Source organism: Enterococcus sp. 4E1_DIV0656, assembly GCF_002140695.1.
In the GTDB taxonomy this organism is placed as follows: Bacteria; Bacillota; Bacilli; order Lactobacillales; family Enterococcaceae; genus Enterococcus_D; species Enterococcus_D entomosocium.
This window is the reverse complement of sequence record NZ_NGLF01000001.1, coordinates 471889-491821: the sequence shown is the minus strand read 5'-3', so window position 1 is coordinate 491821 and position 19933 is coordinate 471889. Positions and strand designations below refer to the sequence as shown.

Sequence of the window (19933 nt, the reverse complement as noted above, 5' to 3'; positions counted from 1 at the left end):
ACAGAGATGGAAGGATGATGGAAATGAAACTATTAATTACCGGATTTGATCCATTTGGCGGAGAAGCAATCAATCCTGCCTTAGAAGCAGTGAAATTACTGCCAGATACAATTCATGGTGCACAGATCGTGAAAGTAGAGATCCCCACTGTATTTGGGAAATCAGCGGCGATCGTCGAAGAGAAAATTGAAGAGGTCCACCCAGATGTCGTCTTAAACATCGGTCAAGCGGGCGGCCGGTTTGCCATCTCACCAGAACGAGTGGCAATCAATGTGGATGATGCCCGGATTCCTGATAATGAAGGCAATCAACCCGTCGATGAAGCGATCCAAACAGAAGGAAAGCCTGCCTACTTCACACAACTGCCAATCAAAGCAATGGTAGAAAATATGAAAAAAGCAGGAATACCTGCAGCCGTTTCTAATACTGCTGGAACCTTCGTCTGCAACCACATCATGTATCAAGTACAATACATGATCGATACAAAATACCCTGAAATGAAAGGCGGTTTTATTCACGTGCCATTTATTCCTCAGCAAGTCGTCGATAAAGCAGGACAGCCTGCAATGAGCATCGAAGACATCGCCAAAGGATTAACTGCAGCAGTGGAAGCTATCGTTGATTATGCCGACAAAGAAGATTTAAAAGCGATTGGCGGCGCGATCCATTAATCATTGAAGGACATCCTTTCGAGGACAAAACAAAAGTTCTTAAAATGAAAAGACCTGATCAGTAAGCATGCGATCAGGTCTTTTTTGTCTGAATTTGATAAGAAATCATCCTTGTTTTCTGCATGTTTACTTTTCTATCAGACATTTCTCATTTTGATGACTGAAATGAAAAAAGCAGACAGAAAATGAATGTAAGTTACATTTAACCATGTTTTTTTATTATTTTTTTCGCTTTATTTCTTATAAATAAAGAAAGGAAAAATAGCATTTAACGAATGTTTGATGAGAGTAAGGTAAGTAAATACCAAGAAAACTTTCTTCCAAAGGTGTTTTTTATCGAAAAAGGGATTGCTTTTTTAATAATTATTAATTAAAATCTTATCTAACTTCAGAAATCGAATGATTATTCTGAAAATTAATTCAATTAAGGGGTAGGACAGGATGAAAAATAAATGGGCCTATGGTTTAGTAGCTGTGTGTGGCGTGGTGTTAGCCGGCTGTACAACAGGCGGAACAAATAGTTCAAGCAATGACACAGCAACTAGCGGCGATAGCAACGCAGAACAAGTATTTAACGTAGTGGTTTCACAAGAAATGCCAAGTGCGGATCTTTCATTAGCAACCGATACGATCAGCTTCAGTGCATTGAACAATGTATATGAAGGACTGTATCGTTTGGATGCTGACAGCACACCACAACCTGCTGGTGCAGCTGAAGCAGCTGAAGTCAGCGAGGATGGACTAACTTACAAGATCAAATTGCGTGAAGATGCGAAATGGTCAAATGGTGACCCTGTTACAGCAGCGGATTATGTTTATGGCTGGCAACGGACGGTCAAACCTGAAACTGCATCAGAATATGCGTATCTATTTTCACCAGTCAAAAATGCGGATGCCATCACAGCTGGCGATACGGATCCATCAGAGCTAGGCATCAAAGCAGTGGGGGATTATGAATTAGAAATCACCCTAGAAAAAGCAACACCTTACTTTGATTACTTATTAGCATTCCCATCATTCTTCCCACAAAATCAAAAAGTAGTGGAAGAAAATGGCGATCAATATGCATCAACAAGCGACAATGCCGTTTATAATGGACCATTTGTCCTGACTGGTTTTGATGGACCAGGAACGGATACAGAATGGGCTTATGAAAAGAACGATCAGTATTGGGACAAAGACACTGTTAAATTACAAACGATCAACGTAAGCGTCGTGAAAGAATCCTCAACTGCCTTGAATCTTTTCCAAGATGGTCAAGCAGATGATGTCATCCTAACAGGTGAACTGGCGCAACAGATGGCTAACGACGAAGCATTCGTTTCTCAACCAGAAGCAACGACTTCTTACTTAGAATTGAATCAACGTGATGAAGATTCACCTTTCCGTAACGAAAATTTGCGTAAAGCAATCTCTTATGCGATCGACCGTGATGCCTTAGTAACATCCATCTTAGGTGATGGTTCAATTGCTTCAAGTGGTTTGGTTCCAGAAGGCATGACTTTCAGCCCTGGCGATCATACAGACTTCACAGAAGCAGCTGGCAGCGTCATTAGCTACGATCAAGAGAAAGCAAAAGAATATTGGGAAAAAGCCAAAGAAGAATTAGGAATCGATTCATTAGAATTTGATATCTTAGCTTCTGATACAGACTCAACCAAGAAAATCATTGAGTACTTGCAAGACACGATCGAAAAAACATTGGACGGTGTGAAAGTCACGTTAAGTCCAGTTCCATTCTCTGTTCGTTTGGATCGTTCAAATGCGGGTGATTTTGATACAGTAATGGGCGGTTGGGGTGCTGACTATGCCGATGCAAGTAGCTTTACTGACTTGTTTACGACAGGTAACTCATACAACCGTGGTCAATGGAGCAGTGAAGAATACGATGCAGCTGTAAAAGCAGCAGGTACGACCAATGCCAATGACCCTGACAAACGTTGGGAAGATTTAGTCAATGCAGAAAAAATCATTATGAATGAACAAGGTGTCATTCCAGTTTATCAAAAAGCGGAAGCACATTTACGTGCAACAAAAGTCAAAGGTGTTGTTGCTCACGCAGCGGGCGCACAATACGACTACAAGTGGACATCAATCGAATAATCACGAGTAGTTGACTTGAAATGCCGAAGAAAAGGCTGGGACAATTTCTTGTCTCAGCCTTTTGCTTCTCATTTCAATGAGTAAAACTATAAGAATGAAATTAACTAGTAGCAATCATTAAAAAGAGCAATGAAAGGAATAACAAGAAGACACCAGGCCATAACCAAAAGGCGTAACTCTGTTTGCCGACTTGGGATAATTTCAGATAATCTGTTTTATTTTTGGAAAAAGCTTTCTTCATGGAATATTGAAAATGGTCAAAGAAACCAGAAGCAAATACCCATAAAAAACCGCCAATGATCAAAAAGAACAGCGCCCACAAGAAAAGGGCATCTGAAAGAGCTGCTATGGAAAATTCATTTTTTATGGCTAACCATCCGCCAGAAATTGCGAGGCATAGGAGGGGTATGAGCCCACTACTTTTTTTTATTTTCATGATCTGACTCCTTTTTAATGATTCGTACTATGTTAATTTACATAATTATTGAATAGAAGTCAAAATACTTAAGGGGGAAACTGCGTGAACAGCTTTTTGAAATATTTATTGAAACGAGTGTTCTACATGGTCTTAACATTATGGCTGATTGCCACGATCACCTTTTTCTTGATGCAATTTTTGCCAGGAACACCATATACGAATGCTGAAAAATTAAGTCCAGAACAAATTGCCTTGCTAAATGAGCAAGCAGGATTGGACAAACCGATCATTACCCAATATTGGCTTTATTTGACCAATCTACTAAAAGGTGACTTTGGGATCTCTTTCCAATTTAAAAACCAGCCAGTAGCGAATTTATTATCAGGAAGAATCGGACCTTCACTGCAACTAGGACTACAAGCGATCATCTTTGGTACCTTCTTTGGGATTATTTTAGGAACGATCTCTGCAATGAAACAAAATACTTGGGTCGACACAACGTCTACCTTAGTGGCGATCTTAGGGCGTTCGATCCCTAACTTTGTCTTTGCCGTTTTGCTGCAATATATTTTTGCCATCAAACTAGGGATCTTGCCGATTGCCAAGTGGGAGACCTTTGCCAGCACGATCTTACCGACCGTCGCCTTAGCGATGTCGCCGTTAGCGGATTCCGCTAGGTTTATTCGAACCGAGATGGTGGAAGTGCTGCATAGTGATTATGTCGAGTTGGCACGAGCAAAAGGGTTGAGCCGCTGGGAAATTGCCTTCAAGCACGGTTTGCGGAATAGTTTGATTCCGTTATTGACGTTGTTAGGACCGCTAGCTGTCGGTTTGATGACTGGTTCCCTTGTCGTAGAAAATATTTTTGCGATCCCGGGTATCGGTGAACAGTTCGTAAAATCAATCATGACCAATGACTATCCGACGATCATGGCGGTAACGATCCTTTATTCCGCAATGTTGGTCTTTGTGATTCTTGTTGTTGATATTTTATATGGAATCGTTGATCCGCGGATCCGAGTTTCAGAAGGGAGTCGTGGCTAATGGCAGAGAAACCTTACACAGCAAATGATGTTGCTGCCATCGATGCAGCCAAATTTCAACCGTTACAAAAAAATACCAATGAAGAGCGTGAAGCGATCGCAACCCCCTCATTAACCTTTTTCCAAGATTCGTGGCGTCGTTTGAAAAAGAACAAAGCCGCGGTTTTCTCAATCATTTTGTTGCTGATCATTATTACGATCTCAATCATTACCATTTTTGTCTCGCCACATGATCCGACCGCGCAAAATGTGACCTTTACAAATCTGCCGCCGAAAATTCCCGGTATCAACATCAATGGCTTAAACGGCTATGCGATGGTGGGAGGAGAGCTAGTAGATAAGTATGCAGCTGCCAATGTACCTGACGGGACATATTTCCTTTTAGGAACGGATGGATTAGGTCGTGACTTATTGAGTCGTCTATTTGTAGGGACACGTATCTCCTTATTGATTGCGTTTATCGCAGCGATGCTAGATATCATCTTTGGTGTAACCTATGGTTTGATCTCTGGTCTTTTAGGTGGACGAATCGATAATGTGATGCAACGTTTCCTAGAAATCTTATCAGGTATTCCCAACTTAGTGGTAATGATCTTAATGCTGGTAGTTTTCGAACCTGGGATCTTCTCGATCGTGGCAGCAATGGCGATCACTAACTGGATTCCAATGGCGCGGATCGTACGGGCCCAAACAATGAAACTAAAAGATCAGGAATTCGTTTTAGCCGCAACAACGCTGGGGGAAAGCCGTCTCAAGATTGCGATGAAACACGTATTACCAAATATTTCCAGCGTGATCATCGTACAAATGATGTTCAGTATTCCCTCGGCGATTTTCTTCGAGGCCTTCCTAAGCTTTATTGGGCTAGGATTAAAACCACCTTCAGCATCTTTAGGGATGCTACTAAGCGATGGCTACAAAACCTTCTTGTTCCTGCCTTACCAAATGTGGGTACCGGCTGTGACCTTGTCTGTGATTATGATTGGGTTCAATTTGCTGGCAGACGGTTTGCGTGATGCCTTTGATCCGAAAATGAAAGAGTGATTGCTATGAAAAAAGTCTTAGAAGTGAAAAACTTAGAAATTTCTTTTGACACCTTTGCTGGGAAAGTCCAAGCGATCCGCGATGTCAGTTTCGATCTATACAAAGGAGAAACCTTGGCGATCGTGGGCGAATCCGGGAGTGGCAAGTCCGTGACAACCCGCAGTATCATGGGGTTGTTAGCCAGCAATGCCAATGTCGATAATGGCCAGATCCTCTTCAATGGGACGGACATTTTGAAAAAATCCGAAAAAGAACTGCAAAAAATCCGTGGCAAGGAAATCGCCATGATTTTCCAAGATCCAATGACTTCACTAGACCCAACGATGCCGATTGGCAAGCAAGTGGCAGAGTCATTGATGAAGCACAACAAAATCAGTAAAAAAGAGGGCTTGCGACAAGCGTTGGAATTACTGAACCTTGTCGGCATCCCGAATGCTGAGAAACGCTTGAAAAATTATCCGCATCAATTTTCGGGTGGTCAGCGGCAGCGGATCGTTATTGCGATCGCGCTGATCTGTTACCCACAGATCTTAATTGCAGATGAACCGACGACTGCATTGGATGTAACGATCCAAGCACAGATCTTAGAGTTATTAAAAGATATTCAGAAGAAAATCAATTCGTCCATCGTCTTTATCACCCATGACTTGGGTGTCGTTGCCAATGTGGCTGACCGAGTAGCCGTGATGTATGGTGGGAAAATCGTCGAAGTGGGCACCGCAGAAGAAATCTTCTACAACCCGCAACATCCATACACCTGGGGCTTGTTGGGTTCGATGCCAACGTTAGAAGGGACAGGCGATCGTTTGTACGCGATTCCTGGTTCACCGCCGGATCTGTTGGACCCGCCAACCGGGGACGCTTTTTATCCACGAAACGAATTTGCTTTGCAGATCGATGCAGAACAGCAACCGCCGTTCTTTGATGTTTCACCGACCCACAAAGCAGCAACTTGGCTGTTAGCGCCGCAAGCACCGAAGGTAACTCCGCCGGATGAGATCTTGATTCGCTGGAAAAAATTCCAAGAAAAAAATACTCAGGCATCTGTCTAAAGGAGGAGAAACGGTTGGAAAAAGTTTTACTTGAAGTAAAGAATCTCAAACAATATTTTAACGTTGGCCGCAAAGACGAAGTCAAAGCCGTCGATGATATCTCCTTCCAAATCTATGAAGGAGAAACCTTTGGTCTAGTAGGTGAATCCGGAAGCGGAAAATCGACCACTGGACGGACGGTGATTCGTTTGAATAATCCTACCGGAGGCGAAGTTCTTTTTGATGGACAAGATGTTATGAAAATCAAAGGAAAGAAACCGCTGGCTGATTTTCGCCGGGAAGTTCAAATGGTCTTCCAAGATCCTTATGCCTCCTTGAATCCACGGATGAAAGTTCGCGACATTATTGCCGAAGGGATCGATATCAACGGATTAGCTAAAAATGAAAAAGAACGCAATGATCGGGTGGATGAACTCTTGCGAACCGTCGGACTAAACCCAAGTCATGGAACCCGTTATCCTCATGAATTTTCAGGGGGACAACGTCAGCGGATCGGAATCGCCCGAGCATTAGCCGTCGATCCAAAATTCATCATTTGTGATGAACCGATCTCGGCATTGGATGTTTCGATCCAAGCCCAAGTTGTCAACTTGCTGCAAGATCTGCAAGAAGAACATAAATTGACGTACTTGTTTATCGCCCATGATTTATCGATGGTCAAACACATCAGCGATCGGATCGGCGTGATGCACAACGGCAAACTGCTAGAAGTAGGAACCAGTGATGAAATCTATCATTACGGGGTCCATCCGTATACTGAAAGTCTTTTATCAGCGATTCCGCTGCCAGATCCTGACCATGAGCGTCAACGCAAACGGATCAAATACGTCAGCGAACCAAACGATAACCAAGAACGAGCAATGGAAGAGATCGCACCAGGACATTTCGTTTATGCCACGAAACAAGAAGCCAAGATCTACCAAGAAAAGTTAGCACAAAAAAAGGGGAACTAGCGTCAAAGGTATAGGGAGTGTTAGGAGGAGATGAAACTGGGTGTTTTAAAAGCATACAAATTTCGGATCTATCCTAATGGACAGCAAAAACAGTTTTTCATCGAAACCTTCGGCTGTGTTCGGTTTACGTACAATCAACTGCTGGAGGCGAAGATGGAGGAGCTGGCCAACAATGAAGCAAAGCAAGGGTTGACGCCAGCCAAACTAAAAAAGGAGTATCCTTTTTTGAAGGAGACCGATAGTTTGGCATTGGCGAATGCACAAAGGAATCTGGACCGAGCGTTTCGAAATTACTTTCAAAAGCGGGCTGGCTTTCCAAAAATGAAAACCAAAAAAAGTATTTGGCAATCGTATACTACGAATAATCAGCAGCACACCATTTACTTTGAAGAGGATCAAATCAAGCTGCCAAAGCTCAAAACACTGGTTCCAGTAAAAAAGCATCGAGAAATCAAAGGGAAAATCAAATCGGCAACGATCTCAGCGAAAAACAATGAAGAGTTTTATATCTCGATTCTTTGTTTGGAAGAGATCACACCACTCCCGAAACAGCAAGCGTCTATCGCAGTTGTTTATGATCCGCAGCAGCTGATCAAAGCCAACCAATCGGTACCGGTCACTTGTGAGCATGCGATCCAAACAAAACAGAAGCTGACACGAGCAGAACGCAAACTTCAGGTGAAAGCTACGGCGGTCAAACGGAAAAAAATCCTTTTGACTCAGGCACGGAATTATCAGAAGCTAAAAGGAAAAGTCGCTCGCCTCTATCGTTTTCACTGCTGTCAAAAGCGGGAATTCATCGATCAAGTCAGTTATCATCTCGTAAAACAGTACGATACAATCTATTTGGAACAAATTGCTGAAGAAACGGTTCTAAAAGCCGGTCATTACAGCATCAGCGATTGGCATCAGTTTGTTCGCAAAATCCAGTACAAAGCGCAGTGGTACGGCAAAGAACTGCGTTTTGTCACGTTGGACACGCAGGACCAACAGAAGCTAGAGCGGCTCTCAGGCGAAATGAGCAGCTGATCTGCTTGAACTGGAAGGAACGCCAGGGATCGCCTAGGGTATAGAAAAAATCTTTATGATTTTTGTTTCTAGGAACCACGTTCACTAATTATGATTAACCAGCAACCCCCTGCCAAACTATGGTTTAGCAGGGGGTTGTATTTTTTTTACATTTTATCACCTAAAAATGCGTCATTTAAGCGATAGATCTTTGAGGGACGCCCGATGCCAACGGGCTTTTCGCCGACCTCCGTAAAATATTGAAGCATGGATTTTTTAAAGTTGGAATGATCGATCATTTTAAAATCGATCCCTAAAAACTTGGCGAATACTTTACGGGCTTCCGTGATCGTAAAGTCTTTGCCTAACACAAGAAGCACTTGCGGCTCGTGCTCCATCTTATTGGCAACCCGTTTGAAGGCTTTGAGAATGATCGCGCTGTGGTCAAAAGCCAGCGTATCTTTTCCAACAGAGGCACCAGTCACCAGGTCAAGAATGATCTCGATCTCACCGCTGGTCAAATAGATTTGATTGGCTTTTCTTTCCAGAGAAAACCAGCGTACCTGATTCGCATCGTCCCCAGCACTTAAGGGCTCTTCACCAATAAATGCCAAATAGCTGACGGTGATTACCCACCCACGTGGATCACGACCAGGGGTGCTGAAGGTGTGCAGCTGTTCGATGTTTTGTTTGGAGATAGTGACCCCGATCTCTTCTTGGGTCTCACGGATCACACTTTGACCTGTCGATTCATTCGGATTGACGAAGCCCCCCGGCAATGCCCAAGAATTGCGGAAGGGATGGCCTTTTCTTTGGATCAGCGCAATTTTGAGTTGTTCTTCTTCTTTGTTGTAACACATCAACACCATATCGACGGTTACGGAGGGTTTCTCGTATTTCGGCTGATCTTGTGCCTGATACCACGTAAGAAAGTCTGCTTCAGAAGCTTCTTTCTCATAGTAGTGTTTTTCAGCTGATTTTGAGGTAAATTCTTTCATTGGTTTCTCCTGCCTTAGATAAAGTAAGTAACTGAGCGCGATGGTTTTCCTTAACGGAAAAAATAAGGAACGATCAAATTAATGAAAAACAGTGCGAGATAAAGCCAAGAAGACCGAGGGTGTTCTTTGAGTGCTAAATAGCCCCAAAGAGCGATCCATAGCAGAAAAGCTACCCGTAGGATTGCCAGCGCTGTCGCAAAAAGCGCCGCGTAATCATGGCTGTTGAAGTAAGCAAACAAAAAGGGGTAACCTGTGGTTGAAAAGAGCAAGTGCCCCACAGAAAGCGCGGTTAAAAGCAAAAAATGCTGTTTGTTTTTTCGAGTCATAGCGTTCCTTTCTATAAGAGAAGTCTTCCTCATTATAGCAAAAGAAGTACCTGTTAATCAAAGAGAGATAAAACACCTTTATTTCTTATGAGATTCGTTGTCAGGATCAGATTCTTCCCCTAGAACATTGAAGTGAACGGCTATCTGCGCTATGATAATTAGTAGAAAAGAAATACTCAAATCTGCTGGTTTATTTGCTGCGTTTTAAGGACGAAAACGATTCCTTTGCTTCTTTTAGAGCATGAAGAAAGGTCTTATTATGTCCGCTTTTTTGATTAAATTTATAGCATTTTTGGGTTGCGAACTGTATACTACCTAAGTATACACTTTACTAGTGAAAAGGAGGACTTGCGTCCATGGCTGAAAAAGAAACATTCTATATTACGACGCCAATTTATTATCCAAGCGGCAAGCTGCATATCGGGAATTCTTACACGACGATCGCTTGTGATGCGGTAGCACGATACAAACGATTGATGGGCTTTGATGTCTTTTATTTAACGGGTGTCGATGAGCACGGTCAAAAAATCGAGAAAAAAGCAGAAGAACTTGGCGTAGATCCGCAAGAATACGTCGACAAAATGGCAGCTGACGTCAAGAAATTATGGAACACACTAGACATCAGTTATGACAAATTTATCCGTACAACGGATGACTACCATAAAACAGCCGTTCAAAAAATCTTCCAGCAATTGCTTGATCAAGGAGATATCTATCTTGGTGAATATGAAGGCTGGTATTCTGTTTCTGATGAAGAATACTTTACTGAAACGCAATTAGCAGAAGTTTACCGAGATGAAGAGGGCAAAGTCATCGGCGGCAAAGCGCCAAGCGGTCATGAGGTAGAATTGGTGAAGGAATCTTCTTATTTCTTCCGCATGAGCAAATACGCCGATCGTTTGGTTCAATACTATGATGAACATCCAGAGTTCATTCAACCAGAATCACGCAAAAATGAAATGCTGAATAACTTCATCAAACCAGGTTTAGAAGACCTGGCTGTTTCCAGAACGACCTTTAAATGGGGCATTCCTGTCACGGCTAGTCCTGAACACGTGGTGTATGTTTGGATCGATGCGTTATCTAACTATATTACGGCATTAGGCTATGGCTCAGAGGACGATTCCTTGTTCCAAAAATACTGGCCAGCTGACGTGCATATGGTTGGGAAAGAAATCGTGCGTTTCCATACGATCTATTGGCCAATCATGCTGATGGCCTTAGACTTGCCCTTACCGAAAAAAATCTTTGGTCATGGCTGGTTGATGATGAAAGACGGCAAGATGTCGAAATCAAAAGGCAATGTCGTTTATCCAGAAATGTTAGTGGAGCGCTACAGCTTAGATGCGTTGCGTTACTATCTATTACGGGCGGTTCCTTTTGGTAGCGATGGTGTGTTTACACCAGAAGATTTCGTTTCTCGTTTGAACTACGATCTAGCCAACGACTTAGGCAACCTGCTGAATCGGACGATCGCCATGATCAATAAATATTGTGATGGCTTAGTGCCCGATTATGCCTCAAAAGTAACACCTTTTGATAGCGAGCTGTCAACGACTGCGGCCAATGTGGTTGGTCGTTACCATGAAGCCATGGATAAAATGGAATTCAGTACGGCATTGTCAGAAGTTTGGACATTGATTTCCCGTGCCAACAAATACATTGACGAAACCCAACCATGGGTGTTAGCCAAAGAAGAAGAAAAGCGCGCGGAATTAAACAGTGTGATGGTTCATTTGGCGGAAAGCTTACGCATCGTTGCGATCTTATTGCAACCGGTGATGACAGAAACACCAGCCAACATTTTCCAACAATTAGGACTGGCTTCTGTTGCCATGGATCTGAAAGATTTACGCTTTGGTGAATTTCCAAGTGGCACGAAAGTCGTTGCCAAAGGCACACCGATTTTCCCTCGGTTGGAACTTGAAACAGAAGTAGCCTACATCCAAAAGAAAATGGCTGAAGGGACACAAAGTCCAGAAGAAACAGTCAAATGGAATCCAGAAGAAACCACATTGCAATCAGACAAAGCCGAGATCAAATACGAAGACTTCGACAAGATCGAATTAAAAGTGGCAGAAGTCGTTGATTGTCAAAAAGTCAAAGGGGCCGACAAGCTGCTACAATTCCGCTTAGCTGCGGGAGATGATCAAGATCGTCAAATTTTATCGGGGATTGCTGAATTTTATCCAGAACCACAAGATTTGATCGGCAAAAAAGTCGTGATCGTTGCCAACTTGAAACCACGGAAAATGCGGGGGCAAGTCAGCCAAGGAATGATCCTTTCTGCAGAAGACAATGATGGTCGTCTGCAAATCGTGGAAGCGCCAAAAGGCATGCCAAACGGCTCGGTCATCGCTTGATTTTTAAGAGAAATTCTTTGTTGAATTTCAGCGAAAATAAAATTGCCAGACCCGAAAAGTTTTTGTATAATGTAGGTTATTGATATGAACATGAGGGAGTAATTGGCGGATTTTATCTGCGGCAGTATCACCATCCTGAAAGAAATTTCTGGTGCTGTCTTAAACAGTGAGACTTATGTATGCTTAGACAGTGCATACATAAGTCTATTTTTTTTCATATCATGTACAATAAAGGAAGAGTAAGTATAAAAGGAGGAGAAACATGTCAGAAGAAAACAAAAAGGAGCAGCTATCGCAGGCGTTTTATGCGCAAGAAGCGCAGCATGTTCTGGAAGAAATGCAAACAGATGCCAATGGATTAACGAACGATGAAGCGCAAAAACGCTTATCTGAGTATGGTCCCAACGAATTAGAAGAAGGCAAAAAGAAATCGATGGCACAAAAATTCTTTGAGCAATTTAAAGATTTGATGATCATCGTTTTGCTAGCGGCGGCAATTATCTCAGCAGTCGTTTCCCATGAAGTCGTGGACTCAATTATTATTTTAGCAGTTGTCATTATCAACGCGATCATGGGTGTTGTTCAAGAGGCAAAGGCAGAGCAGGCCATCGAAGCACTAAGAGAAATGTCCACACCAAATGCCAATGTCCTGCGTAATGGTCATACCGTCACCATCAAGAGCGATGAATTGGTTCCGGGGGATATTGTCCTATTAGAAGCTGGCGATGTCGTACCGGCAGATTTACGCCTCTTAGAAGCAAGTTCGTTAAAAATTGAAGAAGCCGCTTTGACCGGTGAATCCGTACCAGTCGAAAAAGAATTGACTGTCATCGAAGGGACGGATGTCGGGATCGGCGATCGCGTCAATATGGCCTATTCAAACAGTAATGTGACCTATGGCCGCGGAAAAGGGGTCGTGGTCAATACAGGAATGGGAACCGAAGTTGGGAAAATCGCTGGCATGCTAGCTAGCGCCCAAGAAACCGAAACACCGTTGAAGCGTAACTTAAATGAACTAGGAAAATTCCTGACGATCGCCATCATTATCATTGCAGTGATCATGTTCTTTGTTGGAACGATCTTTAACAATACGTCATGGGTCGACATGCTATTGACTTCGATCTCATTAGCAGTAGCGGCGATCCCAGAAGGGCTGCCAGCGATCGTAACGATCATCTTAGCCTTAGGTACGCAAGTAATGGCGAAACGAAATGCAGTGATCCGTAAATTGCCTGCGGTTGAAACCCTTGGGGCAACGGACATTATCGCTTCTGATAAAACCGGTACTTTGACGTTGAATCAAATGACCGTGGAAAAATTGTATGTCAATAACAAACAACATGCTGCTTCAGAAGATATTCCGTTAGACAACATGGCATTAAAAGTCATGAACTTTGCCAATGATACAAAATTTGGTGAAGAAGGCAACTTGATCGGTGATCCGACCGAGACCGCATTGGTGCAATTCGGGATGGATCAAGGATTCCATGTGCGGGATCTCGTCAATCAAGAACCACGGGTAGCGGATCTGCCCTTTGATTCTGACCGAAAACTTATGAGTACGATCCACCAACAAGAAGACGGCCGCTATTTAGTTGCTGTCAAAGGTGCACCGGATGTCTTACTAGGCAGAACCTCAAAAGTACTATTGGATGGCCAAGAGCTACCAATGACGAATGAAGAAAAAGAAAAAATCTTATTCAACAATACCGATATGGCAAAACAAGCGCTGCGGGTATTGGGAATGGCCTACAAATACGTAGATCAAGTGCCAGAAAACTTAGAATCAGAAATCGTCGAAAATGATTTGGTCTTTGCTGGCTTAGTCGGAATGATTGACCCAGAACGAGCAGAAGCAGCCGATGCGGTACGTTTAGCCAAAGAAGCTGGGATTCGTCCAATCATGATCACCGGAGACCACCGAGATACAGCTGAAGCCATTGCGGGACGTTTAGGGATCATCAAACCGGGCGATGATGATGCTGTCTTGACCGGCGCTGAACTCAATAAAATGAGCGAAGAAGAGTTTGCCCAAAAGGTAGCCCACTATTCAGTCTATGCGCGGGTATCGCCGGAACATAAAGTCCGCATCGTCAAAGCTTGGCAGCAAGAAGGCAAAGTCGTTGCCATGACTGGTGACGGGGTCAATGATGCACCATCACTGAAGCAAGCCGATATTGGTGTTGGCATGGGGATTACGGGTACCGAAGTTTCTAAAGGTGCTTCCGATATGGTCCTAGCAGATGACAACTTTGCTACGATCGTCGTAGCAGTGGAAGAAGGACGTAAAGTCTTCTCCAATATTCAAAAAGCGATTCAATACTTGCTAGCCGCTAACCTAGGGGAAGTTTTGACCTTGTTCTTAGCAACCTTGTGGGGTTGGGACTCGCTATTGCCGATCCACTTGCTTTGGATCAACCTAGTAACCGATACCTTCCCAGCAATTGCCTTAGGAATGGAGCCTGCTGAAAAAGATCTAATGAAACATGCACCGCGGGGACGCAGTTCCAACTTCTTCTCCGGTGGTGTGATGAGCAGTATCATCTACCAAGGGATCTTAGAAGCGGCAACCGTGCTGTTCGTTTATTGGTCAGCGATCCAATGGCCCGTTCACAATACGTACGATGCGATCCATGCCGATGCCTTAACGATGGCCTTTGCCACGTTAGGATTGATGCAATTGTTCCATGCCTTCAACGTCAAATCGATCCATCAGTCGCTCTTTAAAGTAGGAGCATTTAGAAACAAAGCCTTCAACTGGGCGATCCTACTTTCCTTTGCATTGATGCTAGTGATCTTCATTGTGCCAGGATTGAATGATATCTTCCGTGTCGCACACCTTGACTTGTATCAATGGGGCATCGTTTTAGGCGCCTCCTTTGCGATCATTCCAGTCGTTGAGATCGTCAAAGCGATCCAACGAGCAATGGGACGCAAATAAGCCAAAAATAAACAGAAAAACAACGAATGGTCTGCTGTCCTTCTCCATGGGCAGCAGGCCTTTTTTTGCTGGCTTATTTTCGATAAACCCTATGGCTGTTTCTTGACCTTTTCATTTGCAGCAAGAAACGGTAAAATAGAAGATAATAACAAAGAAAGTAGGGGACCCACTGTGCGACCAAACTTAGGTTTTTATGTACAAACAATCAACGATCTTGTCAAAGAAACAGAAGCGATCGGGGAGAAAATGAATCCCAATTATGAAGAGATCCGCAAAGCGATCGACGAGAAGAAAGAAGCAGAGGTAACACCTGAGCGGCTAGCTGAGATTACCAGAATTTTTAAAGAAGGCACGGACAAATACCGCTTGATGCTGGAAAAAATCAGCAAATTGCGTCCACCAGCGAATGTGATGGGGATCCATAAAAAATTCGAGCGAGCGTATATGAAATATGTTGCCGGCTGTGATGAGATGATTTTGAGTCTGGATAACAAAATCGACCAAGAAGCCTTTGATGCAGCTGAAGCTAAGCAAGATGAAGCAACGGACGAAATTTCTTTTGCTATCCAACGGATGACCGCTTTATTGTTAAAAAAATGATAAACATTCAAGTTAAACAAGAGTTATTTAATTTAACTGTTATGTTTTTCACATGTAAAGTTTTTTTATCGGAGGTATAATGAATTCACAACCAACAACCTTTTTATTTTTCATTTTACTCCTTTTGCCATCAGGACTAACCAACCTGATGGTTTTTTTTTGTTTTTTAATGAAATGTTTCCATCAAAAGCGGGGATAGTTTGTGAACAAAATATAAAGTTGAAATAGCAAGGAATAGCAAGCTTGCGCTTTTTTGTCGATCAATGCTATACTTAGGGCACTATTAAACGAAATGAGGGATCCTCCATTGAAAAATTAACCAATTTGTTGAAAGCTGCATGAAACTGTTCCTCCAAGGGGATAGTCTGCAGATTTTCAGGATTGGTTGACTTTTTCAATGGGGGATCTTTTTGTGTACCTCTAAAAACTGATTCTGAAAATAGCTTTAGTCTACTCTATTCCGTGAATAGAGACGAGGTATATTTATGTCGAATATCAGTATTAATCATTTAACTTTTGGCTTTGATAGCCAGGAACGGTTGCTTTTTGAGGATGCCAACTTGAACCTTGATACTCAATGGAAATTAGGGTTGATTGGCAGAAATGGTCGCGGCAAAACGACCTTGCTGCGTTTGCTGCTCAATGAATTGCCTTATAGCGGCTCGATTACCCATGAGCAGCAATTCGTTTATTTTCCCTTAACCGTCGCTGACGATCAGCAACTGACGCTTTTTGTTTTACAAGAATCCGGTGAATTTGAGCAGTGGCGTTTGGAACGAGAATTGAACCTGCTGCAACTTGATCCAGAAGTTCTTTGGCGGCCCTTTGCCACTTTATCTGGCGGCGAGCAAACGAAAGTTCTATTGGCGCGTTTGTTCGTTGATGAAGAGAATTTTGCTTTGATCGATGAGCCAACCAACCATTTGGATGTGACCGCTCGCCAACATGTTGCCCGCTATTTGCAGCAAAAAACCGGGTTTATCGTTGTGAGCCATGATCGACAGTTTGTCGATGAAGTCGTCGATCATGTATTGGCGATCGAAAAAAGCCGCTTGGTGTTGTACAAAGGGAATTATTCAGTTTATGAACTGCAAAAGCAGCAAAAAGATGCCTATGAGCAAGAACAAAACAGCAAGTTGAAAAAAGAAATCGGTCGTTTGAAGCAGACGGCAGCCGAGAAAGCGGAGTGGTCCCGAGGACGCGAACGGGACAAATTAGGGTCGCCGACCAAAAAAGGCAGTGGGGCAATCTATGATACGGGGGCGATCGGTGCCCGAGCGGCACGGACCATGAAGCGCTCGAAAGCGATCGTTAAACGGATGGAAGATCAAATTCAAGACAAGTCTGCGTTGTTAAAAGACATTGAGTGGATCGATCCTCTGAAAATGACCCCGCTTGTTAGCCATCATGACGTGTTGCTGGAAGCAGAGCATTTTCAGCTCGGCTATGAGAAGCCTTTGTTTAAACCGCTGACGTTTGCGATCCGTCAAAAAGAGCGCTTGGGGATTCAAGGGGCCAACGGATCTGGCAAGTCCAGTTTGATTGCGAGTATTTTAGGTACTTTCGAAGGACAGCAGACAGGGAAGATCAAAACAGCCCATGGGATCACCATCAGTTATGTCCGGCAAAACTACGAGGACAACTGTGGGATGCTGACAGAGTTTGCCCAAGAACATGGCTTGAATTATCAAGATCTGCTAAATAACTTAAAAAAGCTTGGCTTGGAAAGAGCTGTTTTTCAAACGCCGATCCAGCAAATGAGCATGGGGCAGCGTAAACGCGTGGAACTAGCCAAATCATTAGCAACACCAGCAGAATTGTTTATCTGGGATGAACCTCTGAATTATTTGGATGTCTTCAATCAGAAGCAATTAGAGGAAGTAATCCATTTGGTGGAGCCTTCTATGCTGATCATTGAACACGACCGTTATTTTCTTGAGCAAGTCTCAACGAAATTGCTGACGTTGACGATCGATGAAGTCGAATAACCGAAGGGGAAAAAGGACGATTGTTTTCTTTGGGGAAACCGTCCTTTTTTGTTATTTTAATCGGAGAGATACTGACGATTTTAGTAAGTATTTAATAAGGGTGCTTTTGATAAAAAAGTTGTGTAAAAATAGTGTTATTATACACAGGTATGTATATTTGATAAAATTCATTCATTTTTTCATGAAAATTTTCGAAAAATGACGAAATGTTCGGGATTAGCGGGTAGAATTCCCTTTGAATCACTCATCGTTTTCTCATTGTTTGGTAAATTAATTAAAAATTCTTTCATAATTCCCATTGGTTTTTACAAAACATTTACAATAATAGTATCGAATAAAAACATTCGTTTGTTATGATTAAAATCGAATTTCTTTGAGCGTTTGACCGAAACATCAAGAGTTCGTTTTTTTTGTGACTTGAAATGCCAGTCAACTATTCGGAGGAAAAAGAGAAAATGGAGGGGCAGTTTTGATAGAAGTAGTCGGGTTGAAGAAGGTTTTTGATAATAAGTTCGAAGCCTTGAAAGCAGTAGATTTTACAATAGAAAAAGGCGATTTGGTTTGTTTGTTGGGACCTAGTGGTTGCGGGAAATCGACGATATTGAATTTGATCGCGGGGTTGTTAAGTCCCACCGATGGTGATATCCGCTTTAATGGTACTTCCGTTGTTAAGACGGAGCCGAAAGACCGCAATATCGGGTTTGTTTTTCAGAACTATGCCCTTTATCCCCATATGACTGTGTTAGAAAATGTCATGTTTCCCTTGACAGTCGGAGAGAAAAAAATCAAGAAAAACGAAGCACAGAAAATTGCTGAAAAGTTCATGAAGCTGACCAATATTGAAGAATTAAGTCAGAAAAAACCAGGAACCCTTTCCGGTGGACAACAGCAACGGGTCGCCATTACTCGTGCTTTGGTGCAAAGTCCAGAAGTGTTACTGCTGGATGAACCATTAAGTAACTTAGATGCCCGTTTGCGCTTGAAGATCCGTGAAGAAATTCGTCGGTTAGTCAAAGAAGTGGGCATCACTACGATCTTCGTGACTCATGACCAAGAAGAAGCTCTTTCTATCAGTGATAAGATTATTTTGATGAATGAAGGGATCATTCAACAAAATGATGATCCGCAAAACCTTTACTTAGAACCAAACAATCTTTTCGTAGCGAAATTCATTGGTAATCCAATCATCAACATCTTGCCAGTAGAAGTCAAAGAGGGACAAATGATCCATCCAGCATTCACGATCCCAGTTGACCGCTTTACCGACATTCGCTTCAAGAAACCATTGACAGACGGCCAATATACGTTAGGTATTCGTCCAGAAGATGTGCTGACCACCTTACAAACGGGGTTGTTCCAAACAGAAATCAAGAGTGTGGAGCTGATCGGACGAGAACGAATCTTGAACTTTGATCTGGCTGCTAAACATATGAAATCGATCGTTAGTATTGAAGAAATCATTGAAGAAGGCGCGCAAGTGTCATTTGATTTTCATTACAAAAAAGCCTTTATCTTTGATGAAAAAGGAGAGCGGGTCTACTAATGTTCAAAAAAAATTATAACCCTGAGAACCAACCGAAAGCATGGCTGTTTTTACTGCCTTCATTGGTCATTATTTTCTTATTCAGTGTATATCCGCTGTTTCGTTCCTTCATCATGAGTTTCCAAAAAGGAACCTTGATTAACCAACAGTATGCTGGGCTTGAGAACTATCAAAGGGTTTTAACGGACCCAGTCTTCTTTCGAGCACTGCAAAATACGGCGCTCTTTGCTTTTGCGGTCGTACCGATCGCGTTGATCCTTTCTTTAGCGATTGCGTGGATCATTTTTGAAAAAGTCAAATACAAAAGTTTTTTTGAAACGATCTTTTTTATGCCTTATGTCACGAGTACGATTGCCATCGGGATCGTGTTTCGCTACTTTTTCAATGGCTCTTACGGGATCATCAACTATTTGTTGAGTCTTGTCGGCATTCCACCAGTCAACTGGCTGGATAATGTCAATATGAGTATGACGACCTTGATCATCTTTGGCGTTTGGACGAGCCTCGCCTTCAACATTATTATCTTGTTGGCAGGAATGCGCAACATCGACAAAGAACACTACAAAATCGCAAAAATGTTTGGCGCCACCGATGGCGAGATTTTTCGGAAAATCACCTTTCCGCAGTTGATCCCGACTTTTGCCTTCTTGTTAACGGTCAATCTGATCAGTGCCTTTAAAGTCTATACTCAAGTATATGCCTTGTTTGGCGGACAGCCAGGGATCGCCCGCAGTGCAACCACGGCAGTCTTTTATATTTATGACAAATTCCATATCGCCGGACGTCCGGGGATTGCAATGGCGGCAACCGTGATCTTGTTCATCATTATTTTGCTCGTCACCTTTATCCAAAATAAACTTTTGAAGAAAGTGGGCGAATAAA

General features: G+C 42.8%; 16 protein-coding genes. 13 read left to right on the top strand and 3 right to left on the bottom strand.

Features of this window, described 5'->3' with window-relative positions; all coding sequences use genetic code 11:
* The first annotated feature begins 23 nt into the window (after window positions 1-23).
* Window positions 24-671: a pyroglutamyl-peptidase I gene (gene pcp, locus A5882_RS02235; protein WP_034872152.1), complete on the top strand. Its 648-nt coding sequence runs from the start codon at window positions 24-26 to the stop codon at window positions 669-671.
* A gap of 441 nt (window positions 672-1112) precedes the next feature.
* Window positions 1113-2774 carry a peptide ABC transporter substrate-binding protein gene (locus tag A5882_RS02230; RefSeq protein ID WP_005233679.1) on the top strand — a complete coding sequence of 554 codons (1662 nt, stop codon included), beginning with the start codon at window positions 1113-1115 and terminating at the stop codon, window positions 2772-2774.
* A gap of 100 nt (window positions 2775-2874) precedes the next feature.
* Here the strand turns inward: A5882_RS02230 and A5882_RS02225 are convergent, their stop codons facing one another.
* Window positions 2875-3210 (bottom strand): DUF3899 domain-containing protein, encoded by a 336-nt coding sequence (locus tag A5882_RS02225; RefSeq protein ID WP_005227990.1) that lies wholly within the window; start codon window positions 3208-3210, stop codon window positions 2875-2877.
* Window positions 3211-3294: 84 nt separating this feature from the next.
* Here A5882_RS02225 and opp3b point away from each other — a divergent pair, with 84 nt between their 5' ends.
* From opp3b to A5882_RS02200, 5 genes are read left to right on the top strand one after another with little or no spacing between them, the layout of a single operon-like run.
* Window positions 3295-4236 carry an oligopeptide ABC transporter permease gene (gene opp3b / locus A5882_RS02220; RefSeq protein ID WP_005233681.1) on the top strand — a complete coding sequence of 314 codons (942 nt, stop codon included), beginning with the start codon at window positions 3295-3297 and terminating at the stop codon, window positions 4234-4236.
* Window positions 4236-5279, top strand: a complete 1044-nt coding sequence (locus tag A5882_RS02215; RefSeq protein ID WP_086372382.1) for an ABC transporter permease — start codon at window positions 4236-4238, stop codon at window positions 5277-5279. Before opp3b ends, A5882_RS02215 begins: the two co-directional genes overlap by 1 nt.
* On the top strand, window positions 5279-6331 hold the full coding sequence (locus A5882_RS02210; protein WP_216593164.1) for an ABC transporter ATP-binding protein: 1053 nt from the start codon (window positions 5279-5281) through the stop codon (window positions 6329-6331). The genes A5882_RS02215 and A5882_RS02210 overlap by 1 nt, the downstream gene beginning before the upstream one ends.
* 14 nt (window positions 6332-6345) lie before the next feature.
* Window positions 6346-7284, top strand: coding sequence for an ABC transporter ATP-binding protein (locus A5882_RS02205; RefSeq protein ID WP_005233685.1), 939 nt, complete (start codon window positions 6346-6348; stop codon window positions 7282-7284).
* Between the two features lie 30 nt (window positions 7285-7314).
* Window positions 7315-8313, top strand: a complete 999-nt coding sequence (locus A5882_RS02200) for an RNA-guided endonuclease TnpB family protein (RefSeq protein ID WP_008379437.1) — start codon at window positions 7315-7317, stop codon at window positions 8311-8313.
* A 146-nt stretch (window positions 8314-8459) separates the two neighbouring features.
* Here the strand turns inward: A5882_RS02200 and A5882_RS02195 are convergent, their stop codons facing one another.
* Together A5882_RS02195 and A5882_RS02190 are read right to left on the bottom strand one after the other, a co-directional pair.
* Window positions 8460-9290, bottom strand: coding sequence for an NUDIX hydrolase (locus A5882_RS02195; RefSeq protein ID WP_005233702.1), 831 nt, complete (start codon window positions 9288-9290; stop codon window positions 8460-8462).
* Between the two features lie 50 nt (window positions 9291-9340).
* Entirely contained in the window at window positions 9341-9616 is a 276-nt protein-coding gene (locus A5882_RS02190; RefSeq protein WP_034872151.1) for a hypothetical protein, read from the bottom strand.
* Between the two features lie 356 nt (window positions 9617-9972).
* Between A5882_RS02190 and metG the strand changes: the two genes are divergently transcribed.
* The 6 genes from metG to A5882_RS02160 all read left to right on the top strand — a co-directional run bounded on the left by metG (window position 9973) and on the right by A5882_RS02160 (window position 19932).
* On the top strand, window positions 9973-11979 hold the full coding sequence (metG, locus tag A5882_RS02185; protein WP_005233704.1) for a methionine--tRNA ligase: 2007 nt from the start codon (window positions 9973-9975) through the stop codon (window positions 11977-11979).
* A gap of 262 nt (window positions 11980-12241) precedes the next feature.
* Entirely contained in the window at window positions 12242-14920 is a 2679-nt protein-coding gene (locus A5882_RS02180) for a cation-translocating P-type ATPase (protein WP_008379442.1), read from the top strand.
* Window positions 14921-15091: 171 nt separating this feature from the next.
* A complete protein-coding gene (locus A5882_RS02175) occupies window positions 15092-15520 on the top strand; it encodes a hypothetical protein (RefSeq protein WP_005228008.1) in 429 nt (142 codons plus the stop codon).
* Window positions 15521-16005: 485 nt separating this feature from the next.
* A complete protein-coding gene (gene abc-f, locus A5882_RS02170; protein ID WP_086298269.1) occupies window positions 16006-17508 on the top strand; it encodes a ribosomal protection-like ABC-F family protein in 1503 nt (500 codons plus the stop codon).
* A gap of 469 nt (window positions 17509-17977) precedes the next feature.
* Window positions 17978-19051, top strand: coding sequence for an ABC transporter ATP-binding protein (locus A5882_RS02165; protein WP_005233711.1), 1074 nt, complete (start codon window positions 17978-17980; stop codon window positions 19049-19051).
* Window positions 19051-19932 carry a carbohydrate ABC transporter permease gene (locus A5882_RS02160; RefSeq protein ID WP_005228014.1) on the top strand — a complete coding sequence of 294 codons (882 nt, stop codon included), beginning with the start codon at window positions 19051-19053 and terminating at the stop codon, window positions 19930-19932. Before A5882_RS02165 ends, A5882_RS02160 begins: the two co-directional genes overlap by 1 nt.
* Window position 19933 lies beyond the last annotated feature (1 nt).